This is a genomic window from Marinoscillum sp. MHG1-6 (genome assembly GCF_024714475.1).
Classification (GTDB): Bacteria; Bacteroidota; Bacteroidia; order Cytophagales; family Cyclobacteriaceae; genus JAMZMI01.
Genome location: NZ_JAMZMI010000003.1, coordinates 99,606 through 113,110 on the forward strand (window position 1 = coordinate 99,606; position 13,505 = coordinate 113,110).

7 protein-coding genes are annotated in these 13,505 nt (G+C 43.3%); 3 read left to right on the forward strand and 4 right to left on the reverse strand.

Going from position 1 to position 13,505, the window contains the following annotated elements:
• Window positions 1-7: 7 nt before the first annotated feature.
• From NXR94_RS07935 to NXR94_RS07950, 4 genes are all read right to left on the reverse strand, one after another.
• Window positions 8-3,118: a TonB-dependent receptor gene (locus tag NXR94_RS07935; RefSeq protein WP_258104081.1), complete on the reverse strand. Its 3,111-nt coding sequence runs from the start codon at window positions 3,116-3,118 to the stop codon at window positions 8-10.
• Window positions 3,119-3,154: 36 nt separating this feature from the next.
• Window positions 3,155-3,988 (reverse strand): glycoside hydrolase family 16 protein, encoded by an 834-nt coding sequence (locus tag NXR94_RS07940; protein ID WP_258104082.1) that lies wholly within the window; start codon window positions 3,986-3,988, stop codon window positions 3,155-3,157.
• A gap of 12 nt (window positions 3,989-4,000) precedes the next feature.
• Window positions 4,001-5,086, reverse strand: coding sequence for a glycoside hydrolase family 16 protein (locus NXR94_RS07945; RefSeq protein ID WP_258104084.1), 1,086 nt, complete (start codon window positions 5,084-5,086; stop codon window positions 4,001-4,003).
• 120 nt (window positions 5,087-5,206) lie between these two features.
• Window positions 5,207-6,697, reverse strand: a complete 1,491-nt coding sequence (locus tag NXR94_RS07950) for a PKD domain-containing protein (RefSeq protein ID WP_258104085.1) — start codon at window positions 6,695-6,697, stop codon at window positions 5,207-5,209.
• Window positions 6,698-6,917: 220 nt separating this feature from the next.
• Between NXR94_RS07950 and NXR94_RS07955 the strand changes: the two genes are divergently transcribed.
• The 3 genes from NXR94_RS07955 to NXR94_RS07965 all read left to right on the forward strand — a co-directional run bounded on the left by NXR94_RS07955 (window position 6,918) and on the right by NXR94_RS07965 (window position 13,470).
• Window positions 6,918-9,860 (forward strand): triple tyrosine motif-containing protein, encoded by a 2,943-nt coding sequence (locus NXR94_RS07955; protein ID WP_258104086.1) that lies wholly within the window; start codon window positions 6,918-6,920, stop codon window positions 9,858-9,860.
• A 268-nt stretch (window positions 9,861-10,128) separates the two neighbouring features.
• Window positions 10,129-12,402 carry a beta-glucosidase BglX gene (gene bglX, locus NXR94_RS07960; protein ID WP_258104087.1) on the forward strand — a complete coding sequence of 758 codons (2,274 nt, stop codon included), beginning with the start codon at window positions 10,129-10,131 and terminating at the stop codon, window positions 12,400-12,402.
• A gap of 45 nt (window positions 12,403-12,447) precedes the next feature.
• Window positions 12,448-13,470, forward strand: coding sequence for a bestrophin family protein (locus NXR94_RS07965; RefSeq protein ID WP_258104088.1), 1,023 nt, complete (start codon window positions 12,448-12,450; stop codon window positions 13,468-13,470).
• The last annotated feature ends 35 nt before the right edge of the window (window positions 13,471-13,505 follow it).

A 13,505-nucleotide genomic window follows, 5' to 3' on the forward strand; every position in this document is an offset into this window, starting at 1 on the left:
TTAAATCTTAAAAAGTAAGTGTTGTACCAACTCGGAAGGTGCGTGCCTGAGGGTAGATACCTCTATCGATACCCACGTTAAATGCACTTTTCTGTCCATTAGCACCATCCATCACTCCTATTTCAGGATCTGCACCACTGTAGTTGGTGAAGGTTAGCAGGTTCTCCCCTGACACATAGAACCTCCAGTTCGTAGCACCTATTTTCTCCAATACTCCCTTAGGAAGGTTGTATCCGATCTGAACGTTTTTCAATCTCGCAAAAGAGCCATCCTCGATGTACAGATCTGAAATGCGCTCATTATTGTTCGTATCAATCCAGGTATATCTTGGGGTGGTATTGGATGGATTCTCAGCTGTCCATCTGTCCAATGCAGCAGTGGTCCTGTTGGTATACCTCAGGTCATTTCTTTGAGTACCATTGAAGATATCATTGCCCAATGAGCCCTGAAGGAATATTGCGACATCAAACCCTTGATAGTCTGCTGACAGGTTGAAACCGAAGGTCCAGTCAGGATTTGGGTTACCGATCATCGTACGATCCTCATCGTTTAATTGACCGTCGCCATTCACGTCCACAAAACGAACGTCTCCGGCTACCGCATTAGGCTGTAGCAAATCACCAGTACTGTTGATGTGTTGGAAGACCTCCGCAGTGCTCTGGAAAATACCGTCTGTCTTATAACCCCAGAAGTATGCGATAGGAAGCCCTATTTTAGCTCTGGTTACCTGGCCTGCAACCCCCCAGGTTGCTCCCGGAAGTTCACCCTGTGAGTTGGCAATTTTGGTCATGGTGTTCTTATTATAGGCAGCGTTAGCACCTATAGTGTAGTTAACCGGACCGGCTTTGCTTCTCCAGTTCAATGCAATCTCCACACCCTTATTCTCTACCGATCCGGCATTGGAAACAGGAGCCTCATTACCTACGTGACCAGGAATAGGAACCTTTTCTAATAGCCCTTTTGTCGTCTTCACATAGTAATCAAATGATCCGGTCAGTTTATCGTCGAACAATCCAAAATCTAACGCCACGTCAATTTGCTCTGATTCTTCCCAGTGGATGTCTGCGTTCTCCAAATATTGCGGAGAGGCACCAATCGCCAGGCCAGAACCAAACAGGTATCCTCTTGTTCGGTCGATAGTCGATACAAACTGATAGTCCCCAATCTCCTGGTTACCGTTAACTCCCCATGATCCACGAAGCTTCAGGAAGTTAACCGGACCAAGATCTTGAAGAAATGCCTCATCACTCGCAACCCAGCCTACTCCAATAGATGGGAAAATACCAAATCTCTTGTTGGGACCAAATTTTGACGAGCCGTCACGACGAAGGATCGCAGTAAATAAATACTTGTCTTTATAATCGTAAGTAACCCTACCAAATTGAGAGTAAAGTGTCGAGTGCCATGCACCACCTCCGACTCTATCGAGAGAATCAACACCCATTACTAAGTAAACATTGTCAGGATCAGCCGTTGAAGCACCTGCCGTAAATCCGGTAATATTCTCAAAAACCCTTTCCTGAGCTGTAATACCCAACAAACCACTCATATGGTGATCACCAATGTTTTTGGTATATATCATCGTATTTTCCCATTGCCAGGTGAAGTATCGGTCAATGCCTTTATTCACATTGGAAATGTCCCTATTCTGTGCACCATTTAGATAATAAATGGGTGAGTGGCTATCGTTAAGCACATAAGCCAGATCAATACCATAGCTTGTCTTAAGTTTTAATCCTGAAATAGGCTCAATTTCCCCGTAAACATTTCCAACGATCTTATCCACACGAGTCTCGGTGTAAGTATTAGCCAATAGCGCCAAAGGGTTGACAATTTCTGCTCCTACATAATTAGATATTCCAAAAACATTTCCATCCTCATCGGTTACAACCGGTTGATCTGCATAAGGAGTCTGATTATTAAGAATAGCAGTATCCGTTTCGTAAACAGGGGTTAATGGATCCAGGTTTAAAGCACCGTTATAAGCACCGTTGAATGAACTGTTGCTTGATATCCCTCTGCGAATGATATGTGAGTAAGCGATATTGTTTCCAAAACTGAAAATCTTATTCACTTTATGTGAAGTATTTAGCCTTGCAGTAATCCTGTCAAACTGAGACTTGTCTCCTCCGATAATTCCCTGCTGAGAAAAATAGGATAGTGAAGATGAATAAGTAGACTTATCTGTACCACCGGAAACCGTGATCTGGTGATTCATGATCGGTACATTTCTTTCGAAAAGCACATCCTGCCAGTCGGTATCATGAGCCGGCACCTGATTCAGGTCAAAAGGCTCGGTCAATCCGGCGTTTCTGGCTCCCTCATTCATAAATTCACGATATTGCTCAGCATTGAGCATATCGAGTGTATTGTTTACATTTTGAATACCATAATACCCTGAGTATGAAACATTCATTTGTCCTTTCACTCCGGATTTGGTGGTGATCAAAACAACACCATTAGCTGCTCTCGCTCCATAGATCGCTGCAGAAGCAGCATCTTTCAATACATCTATACTCTCAATATCCCCAGGGTTTAGGAAGTCTATTCCTCCAACTACCATTCCATCTACCACATAAAGTGGCTCCGCATTTCCGGTAGTTCCTGCACCACGAATTCTCACTGTAGGTGCCTCACCCGGCTGTCCTGACAAATTGGTAACCTGCACCCCAGGAGTACGTCCTTGTAGCGCCTGTTCCATTCTTAGGACGGGCGTTTGAGTAATTTGCTCAGAGGTCACTGAGGCAATTGCCCCTGTTACTACCTTCTTTTTCTGAGTTCCATAACCCACTACGATCACTTCTGTAAGCTCAGTTATATCCGTTCGCATGTCGAAATTGATCACAGATCTACCATTAACAACCTCTTCCATTGGTTGATAACCTATGAAAGAAACTGTGATGACCGCATCTTCTGAATTAACCTCCAAAGAGTAGTTACCATCAAAATCTGTTACTGTACCGTTAGTGGTCCCTTTGACCATTACCGTCGCTCCGGGAACTCCCTCCCCGGTTTGATCATCGATTACTTTTCCGCTAAGCTTCTCTTGCCCAAATACCTGGGTAGATATTAGCAATACGAAAAGCATCGATAAGATTCTGTAAAATTTTCTTTGCATTGTTACTTGATTAAAGTTGTTGTTTCTGGGCATGTTTTATTGAAACACCCTTACGTAATCTATTTCCATAGTGGCGGGCAAGGAGGCATCATCGATGCCCATTTTTCCACCCCAATTTCCACCAAATGCTATATTGAGCAACAAATGGAACCGCTGGTTGAAAGGCCATTCTGAGGTGGTTTTATTTTCATTCCTGAAGGTGAAAAAGAGTTCGTCATCCGTATATACACGGTATTCATCTTCTTCCCATTCCAGCACATAAGTGTGAAACGCTTCATCATTGTCTGCTACCTTGTGATAAGCATTCTTATGTGTGCCAATCCCATGATTGTAAGCTCCTGTGTGAGCAGCTGCCACAACGGTATCCGGACTGTAGCCTACTTTCTCAATGATATCTATCTCTCCACTTTCAGGCCATCCTCCATACTTCCAGTCAGTTGGAAGCATCCACAAAGCAGGCCAGGTACCTAAACCTGAAGGCAGCTTGGCACGAATTTCGAATCTGCCATATTTCCAGTCGCCTTTACCTTTTGTTGTTAGTCTTGCAGAGGTATATTCACGTGAACCAAAGGATTCTTTGTGTAACTGAATGATCAGCTTTCCATCTTCGACACGAGCATTTTTTGGTCGCGCTTCAGTATAATACTCCAATTCATTATTACCCCACCCGCAATTATCAGGACAACCATCTCCTACATCATAACTCCATTTGGTAGAATCCGGCAAGCCTGCATAATCAAATTCATCAGCCCAAACCTCTGTGGTGTATTTGGATGAGTTCTCCTCGCTGTTCTTTCCGATCATATAGCAGCCTTTTATCGTAATGATCACCAAAAGGGCTAATGCTAATAGCTTGATAACCTTATTCATTGTTTTCATCATTTAATTGGCTTGAAAAACCCTTATGTAATCCACCTTCATCTGTTGCGGAAACACAGTACTCCCATCCGGATTTCCCGGCCAGGTACCGCCCACGGCTACATTGAAAATGAAAAAGAACTTTTCATGAAATTCGCTTAAGGTCGCTGGTGTTATATCAATTGTTTGATATTGCTCATCGTCCACATACCATTTGATTGCACTTGAGTCCCAAATGATGGAGAAGACGTGATATTCGTTGTTAAATATTCCGGATGACAGCGTATAGCTACCTCCGTGTTCTGCATGACCACCACTATCCCAGTGTACAGTGCCATATGAGGTATTGTCTCCATTCGGGGTACCTCCTATGAGTTCCATGACATCGATCTCTCCACAAGCTGGCCATCCCACCGCGTCAATGTTGTCACCGAGCATCCAAAGTGCGGGCCAAATTCCCTGACCTTTTGGTAAAAGTGCTCTGATGTCCACACGGCCATATTGAAAAGACTTCTTCCCTTTTGTTATGATCCTTGATGAGGTGTAGTTGTTACTTTGAAAGTTTTCCTTTCGTGCCTCAATCACAAGCGCTCCATCCTCAATCCAGGTGTTTTCAGATCGGTAGTATTCCAGTTCATTGTTACCCCAGCCACACAGCCCGGGACATCCATTCCCTATTTCATGGGTCCAGTCATCTGTATTGAGGGAAGAGCCGTTGAACTCATCACTCCACACCAGGGACATCCCATCATAGGAGATCGGAGTAGCATATCCATCTTCAAGAGTAACCGGTCCGGAATCTCCCACCTGAACACTCAAAGACATTTCCTTTTTGACGTATCTGCCCGTTTTACCAATCGCCCGAACTTCAACAGCATAAATGCCTGTTGTTTCATATTTGTAGTCGATTACTTGCCCGGATGTATTGAAGATCACCTCAGAGGCATCTCCCATATCAAATTGAAAACCTTCAGCATTGATCGCGCTTGCCTCAAGACTAACCAACCCGGAGCCATCTGTTGAGACCTCAACATCTACTACCAGATCAGAAGGATCGGTCATTTCGACATTATCACCACCCTCTTCGCCGCATGCGGTAAGTAGTAACATTGCCAAAAATAAATACTTAAAGTTGTTCAAAATCGAATACATCACTTATCAGTCAGGAACAGTCAATAGTTGTTTAAAGGCCTCAGGGTCAGGACAACCCTGAGGCGCTTAGCACTGGTCTTATTGAATAGAAAGGTTTCTGATGTAGAAGGTACCAGCTACGCTGTGTCCGCTTCCACCTATTCCGATATAGAACATATCGAGATCATCTCTATCCAGAGGAGAGTTACCATTGTTTGAATCCCATGCCGGGGTATCAATTTGAAAGGTAAGTGTATGCCATTGATCAAGTGCAAGATCAGTAGCCTCATACTGGTAGATGTCTGTCCACCACTCTTGAGTCGCACTCTGATCTGCGAATCCAAGTACAACTCCTTTAGTCAATGTAGTAGAATAATCATTGCTGCTAGGAAGATATACATCTACAGAAATAGTAGTCAGGTTAGTGAAAGTAATATCTGAAGGATCTGGGCTGATAGTTAATTGAGCTTCCTGGTAATCTGAAGCAATTCTATCAAACTGAGCAACTTTTGCTGCTGCAGCATCCGCAGGATCATCTACACCAGGCGTGATCACTGAAGCACCTCCAAGAGTTCCAAGTAAAACAAAGCTTTCCGCTGAAACAAAAGTATGTGACAACTCATCCGGAGTAATGTTAGCCAGATCCTCTCCAAATGGAGCAGCTTCTGTTACTATATCAGGCTGAAGGCTAGCATCAGAATAACTAGCATAAGTGAAGTCCCAATACAGACCGTCATATGTATAAGAAACTGTCAATAGATCATAGCCTGTAAATTGCTCAATTTTAGCACTGAAAGATTTTGATGCCTCAGGAGTGATCGCCTCAGCGGCAGTTCCGAGTTGAGGAAGACCCATCCATGCTCCAGTACCATTCAAGGTTATTTTACCTGTAGAAGGCTCATAGGTAAATGCGTGTGTTCCTGACAACCATGCGCTCACATCCGCTCCATCTGAATTCACCATATTTGTAGCTGTAGCATCAAAGCAAGTTTCTTTAAGATCTCCTGCGAAGACTGCTCCTTCACCCCAGAATGAACCCATATCGTCAAAAACGAACGAGCCATCAGCATTGAAAGTAAATGTGTGGTGGTATACACATGGTCTTGAGCCATCATTGGCCAATGACCACCAGCTTCTTGCACCTGCCGCATCAGGTCCAACACCCATACTTGTCTCTGCTCTGTATAGGCTCCAGGTTTTAGACACCTCACCATGTAGCAACTTAGATGCTGCTTCCGGATCAGTAATTTCGATGGTTTTCTCAAACGTATGAGTACCGGCATCATTAATCGCTGTTAATTTAACAACGTAGGTACCAGTGTCTGCATAAGAATATACAGGGCTTTCTTCGGCCGAGCTGCCCTCGTCACCGAAGTCCCATGCATACGAAGTTGCATTTTGGGAAAAATTCGTAAAGGTTACTTCCAGATAATTTGATTCGCTTATTTCAAACTGGAAACTTGCGATAGGGTTAGTTCCGCCATTTCCGTCACCGTCCTTGCCAGGCTCCTCGTCCTTACAAGATACTAGTAGAGTTAAACTTGTGATCAACACTGACCATAAGATTGCACTGAGTCCAATTTTCTTCATAATTAGGATTATTTAGTTGTTAATTCGAACGCCTTTCGAGTAAGTCATTTTATTGTTTTCATAATTTTTACTCAATCGACTCTTCAAATTTTCAAATAGAATCCCACGAATGCATTATATTGTACCACATCAATATTACATCAAAATACTAATCACACTACATCAAAACCACAACAACGGGACTTAAAATGAGGCTTTAAATGTCATATGAAGCATATTTATGGCGGATTCAATACTTACAACATTTACCATGATTTCAAGACCCTATACTACTACAATCCTCCTAATAGCCCTGACTATACATCAATTCATGAGTATAGCCGGAGATTATAAAGGAATCCCTTTGGTCAGGACTTACATGCCTAAAGAGTATGGAGCTGGTATGCAAAACAGCGATCTGTCACAGGATAACAGAGGCATAATTTACCTTGCCAACAACTACGGACTGCTGGAATATGACGGAACTAACTGGCAGACTTATCCGGTCTCAAATGGCACCAAGGTCCGCTCAATAGCCATTCATTCCACTGGAAGAATTTATGTGTCTGCTCAGAATCAATTTGGTTACTTCTTCCCTGATGGTTCTGGATCATTGAGTTATCATTCCCTTTCCGACGACCTTGACGAGCAATATCAGGAGCTGGATGAGGTTTGGAAAACACATATCATCGGCAACACTGTCTATTTTGCCACCACAGAGTACATATTCATTTACAGGTTCAACCAACCCAAAATAATCAAGCCTGAATCATCCATTATTAATACCTATTTAGTTGGATCTCGCATCTACGTTCAATTAGACAATTCAGGTCTTTCATTTATAGAAAATGATGAGCTGGTTCCATTGATAGGTTCTGATGGGATGTCGGACAAGGTAGTTACCGGCCTGATCCCAATTACGCGTGACCATCTGCTCGTTGCCACTGAAAATGCAGGCATCTATAAATACACCGGGAATACCATGGAGCCATGGAACACTCCAGCAAATAAGGTATTGAAGTCAACACGCATAAGCCTGATGAAACAGCTTTCAGGAAATCGGATTGCAGTAGGGACCCATAACAGCGGGCTTTACATCCTTAGCGCTGATGGCAAGGTGCTATACCACCATGATAGCAGCAGGGGCTTTAATGATCGTGACATTCTTGGATTGATGGAGGATGATTATGGGAATATCTGGGTTGGCCAGAACAACGGACTTGCCAAAATTGAAAGCTCCTCCCCTTTCACCTACATCAACGAAGAGTATGGAGTGCAGGGTGCAGGTTATTGCAGTTACCCAACCAACGAAGGGGTACTCATGGGGACAAACAATGGGTTATTCCTTTTTGAAAGAAATATCAACAATACTGTAAGTCATTACAGCTCCAGAAAACTGGCTGAAGGTCAGGTCTACTCTATTACAGAGCTTAACAACTCCATATTTATCGGCCACAACAACACCGCTATGATTATGAAGAACAATCAAATTAAAAAGCTGGCAGATGTTTATGGTGCCTGGAAATTTATGATCCCAAGAAGCCGACAGAATATATTGCTTCAGGGAGGGTACACTGGATTCGAACTCTACACCAAAGAAAATGGCAACTGGAATCACCATGGCTACATCAAAGGATTGGAAGAGTCATCGAGGGTATTTGAAGAAGAGCTGGACGGCACCATATGGATGACCCACGGCTACAAGGGGGTTTACAAACTTGAACCATCAGAAGATTACAAATCGTTCAAAAATGTTAAATACTATGGTGAAGAGGATGGTTTCGCGACTAACCAACTGATCAACGTGTTTCATGTGAATAATGAATTTGTTTTCTGTACAGGACAAGGGATTTACGCTTACAGCAAACAAACCGACCGATTTCACCTACACAAACAGTTCACACAACTACTGGGACCGGAAATCCACGTGCGTGAAATGGAGGAGGACCCTTATGGAAACATCTATTTCATTGCGAAAAACTTTTGTGGGGTATTGAAGAAAGATCGATTTGGAAAATTTAGCCTGGAAACCCAGATCTTCAATAAAATACGAACACAGCTTAATGATGATCTGGAAGACATTTCCGTTGTGGGGTTCAATGAAGTGCTATTCGGCGCCTATCAGGGATTCATACACTATGATGCCAAGCAACCCACCAACCTACTGAACCCCATAAACATCCTCATCCGCAAAATCACCTCGACCAATGTGGATAGCGTGCTGTTTTCAGGAAGCTTTTCAGACGAAGGCATCATCACCATGAATCAGCCTTCTAATCAGTCCCCTGAGTACAAATTCGCTTATAATTCTATTTCTTTTGAATTCAGCTCCACGTTTGCAGATGAAGACACGGAATATCGCTATTTCCTTAAAGGGTTTGATAAGGACTGGTCTGATTGGCAACCCAGTACTGAAAAGGAATATACCAACCTCAGAGAGGGTAAATACGAATTTATGGTTCAGGCCAAAAACATCTATGATGTAGTAAGCGAGCAATCGACCTATCGATTTATCATACTACCTCCATGGTATAGAACACGTGTTGCCTACCTGTCTTACATCCTGCTTGGCTTTATGTTTATCGGTGGTGCCCTCCTATGGCAAGGCTTGAGGCATAAATACGAGAAAAAAGCCATGACCATAAAACAGCAGCGGGAGTTGATTAGAAAAGATCATGAATTTGAGCAAATGTCTGAAAAATCAAACGCTGAGATCATGAGACTTCAAAATGAAAAACTGGAGCTGGACATCAACTCGAAAAACAAGGAACTGGCTAGCTCCACCATGAACCTCATTGATAAAAACCAGCTTCTAACAGGTTTAAAAGACGAGCTCATGAACATTATTAATTCAGATAAAAAAAATGGCAGCAATAAGCTGATCAAGGATATGATCAAAAAAATTGAGAAGAACATCTCGAGTGATGACGAGTGGGAACATTTCCAACAATATTTTGATCAGGTCCACGGAGACTTCACCCAACGATTGAGAAGCAAATACACCAACCTTACGCCCCAGGAAGTAAAGCTCTCAAATTACCTAAGAATGAACCTGTCAACGAAAGAGATTGCCCAACTAATGAATATAACAACACGTGGCGTAGAGATCGCACGGTATCGACTCAGGAAAAAACTGGAGCTGGACAGAACGGACAACCTCACGGAGTTCATTGCCCGATTCTAAACAGCAATAGCTCAAATAGCCATACAACTCAAAACAAAAATTGCAGTATTCTTCCTAATACTCAAATTGCCGATAATTGCAAAACAGAGCATATTTTTGGTGCTTTTGATGTATTTTTGATGTAGCCCCTGAATAACTCCTGGTGTATTATTGTAGGGGTTAGTTTCTTAATTGAAAGGCACTTCTTTCAGAACATTGCCGTATCATCAAATTATCCGGGATACCCCAACCTACATGTTCCGGAATTGTACAACGTAAAACACCAATTATGAGACAATCTTTTCTGACGGTCATTGTATTAGCTATTCTAGGGTTTTCTTGCGCCTCCGCCATAAAGGAGACTGACGAAGAGCAGTTTATTTCTAATCTGCTCTCCAAAATGACCCTTGAAGAAAAAATTGGGCAGCTACATCAGATCACGAGCCAATGGGAAATGACAGGTCCCGCACCAGCTACAGGTTCAGCCCAATACTATCTGGAGCATCTCAAGACCGGAAAAGTAGGCTCCATGCTGAACGTAACCGGAGCAGCAGCCACACTAAAAGCACAAAAACTGGTTGTAGAAAATAGCAGATTAGGAATTCCTTTGATCTTTGGCTATGATGTGATCCACGGTTATCAGACCATGTTCCCCGTACCTCTTGGTGAAGCTGCCTCATGGAATCCAGAGCTACTTAAGTTATCCGCAAGCATTGCAGCTAAAGAGTCAGCGGCGGCAGGTCTTCACTGGACTTTCGCTCCAATGATGGACGTAGGTCGTGACCCACGTTGGGGACGAGTAATGGAGGGCGCTGGTGAGGATCCTTATTTGGCAACTGTTTTGTCTGTTGCGAGAGTTGAAGGGTTTCAGGGCGACGACCTTAATAATGACCTTACTATTGCGGCTTGCGCCAAACATTTTGCCGGTTATGCCTTTGTAGAGGCCGGTCGTGATTACAACATCACTACTATTAATGATAAGACCCTTCATAATGTAGTACTACCTCCCTTTAAAGCGGCAGCTGAAGCGGGGGCGCTCACTTTTATGAATGCTTTTAACACCATCCAGGGTCTCCCAGCTACAGCAAACACCTACATCCAAAGAGATCTCCTTAAGGATAAGTGGGACTTCGATGGCTTCATTGTCTCTGACTGGAACAGCATCGGCGAAATGGTTGCTCACGGGGCGGCTGAAGACCTTAAACGAGCTGCAGAATTGGCGATTAATGCCGGTTCTGACATGGATATGGAGGGCAACGCCTATATAGCTCATCTAAAGCAACTCGTAGAGGATGGGAAAGTGGATGAAAAACTCATTGACGATGCCGTAAAACGCGTACTAAGGGCCAAATATAGACTTGGACTGTTTGAAGATCCTTATCGTTACTCAGATAGCACAAGGGAAAAAAGCATCATCAATGCTCCGGAAAACCATGAGGCGGCCAGAAAAGTAGCCAGAGAGTCCATGGTGCTATTGAAAAACGAAGGAAGCCTGTTGCCCATCAAGTCAGACATTAAAAGCATTGCAGTGATTGGCCCATTGGCTGATGACAAAGACACCCCACTGGGTAACTGGAGAGCCAAAGCCATTAAAGGATCTGCTGTATCGCTACTTGAAGGAGTTAAGGCGGCCGTTGGAGATCAGATCGATATCAGCTATGCCAAAGGTTGTGACCTCACCACCTCGGCCGGTACATTTTTCACGGAGTTGGAATTCATCAATAACGACAAAAGCGGATTTGCAAAAGCTATCGCAACAGCAAAAAAAGCTGATCTGGTATTGTTGGCCATAGGAGAAAATTGTCATCAGTCCGGTGAAGGCAGAAGCCAGACAGATATTAGCCTGAAAGGTGTGCAAATGGAGCTATTCAATGAAATCATCAAGGTCAATCCAAACGTTGCGGTGATTCTAATGAATGGACGTCCAATGATCATCAATGAGATAGCTGAAAAGGCACCAGCCATCTTAGAAACGTGGTTTGGAGGTAGCCAGACGGGACATGCAATCGCAGATGTGGTCTTTGGAAAGTATAATCCTTCGGGAAAACTGCCAATGACTTTCCCGAGAAGCGTAGGCCAGATCCCCATCTACTATAACAACATGAATACCGGTAGACCGGGCCCAAATGAAGATGTTTTCTGGTCTCACTATACGGATGAAAAAAACTCTCCCCTCTACCCATTTGGATATGGATTGAGTTATACTACTTTCAGCTACGGTGATTTGAAAGTAGATAAGGTGAGTGAGCAGGAAGTGTCCGTTGAAGTCACAGTTACAAACACAGGATCCCTGGCAGGTGAAGAGGTTGCGCAACTTTACATTCGAGACAAGGTTGCTACCCTCGTAAGACCTCTTAAAGAACTAAAAGGCTTTCAAAAGGTAATGCTTGAAACAGGTGCCTCCCAAAAAATCTCTTTTACACTCACTGAAAAGGACCTGGGTTATTACAACAATCAAGGAAAATGGGTCGTAGAAGCCGGAGAATTTGATATTATGGTGGGAGGCAGCTCAGAAACCACACTGAAAGAGACGATTAGTCTTTCCTTTGAAAAAGGAATCTAAAATTCGGGGATTTGTACAAGCGAGATTCTGTTTGCATCTTTAATCATGCAAGCTGGAAAAAGATATACCCTATGGCAACTCATTAATTGGCAGAGAAAGTATCTCTTCATATTCCTTGTACTGGATTCCATCCCCGTTATTTTATACTACTTTACTGATCATTCCTGGATCCCTATACCCTGGCAACCGCTTTCCCTGATAGGTATTGCGGTGGCCTTTTATCTGGGTTTTAAAAACAACTCTTCCTACGAAAGGCTTTGGGAAGCCAGAAAAATTTGGGGTGGCATAGTGAACGAATCTCGCTCGATCACCATCATGTTCAGGGATTTTGTGACCAACGAATATGCTAAAGAGCCTCAACCTGAGGAAACACTTTTCACCATTACCAAAAGGCTTGTTCACCGCCATATCGCATGGATGTACGCCCTGACCTTTCAGTTAAGAAAACTACAGGAATGGGAACATGACGATAAAAGGAATTCCCGTTTCAGAACCTATTTAGGCCTGAACTATAGTGAAACTCAGTTTGATGAATTAGCAAAATTTCTATCAGAGGCCGACTTAAAATACATTAAACAAAAAGGGAATAAAGCCTCTCACCTGCTCAGCCTACAGTCAGCAGACATTAAGCAATTAAAGTTTCAGGGCTTGGTTGACGATTTCCGTCATATGGAGATTGTTAGTAAGATTAGTAGACTCTATGAGCTTCAGGGACAGTCCGAAAGGATCAAGAACTTCCCTTTTCCCAGGCAATATGCCACCGCCAATTTCTTTTTTGTCTGCACCTTCCTGTTCTTGTTACCCTTTGGTATGCTCAGCATCTTCAATGGTTTTGCAGATGGCACCATGATCTGGTTAAGTATTCCTTTTTCAATCCTCTGCTCTATGGTTTTTTGGACTATGGAAATGATTGGAGAGTACAGCGAAAACCCTTTTGAAGGACTTTACAATGACGTTCCTATTACCTCCATGGCCAGATCGATTGAAATTGATATCCGACAGATGTTGGAAGAAACTGACCTACCAGAACCTATGAAGCCGCTAGGCCCATTCAGGATGCTTTGGTAGAAGCACAGAACATTACCTCAATTATTGGATTAGCG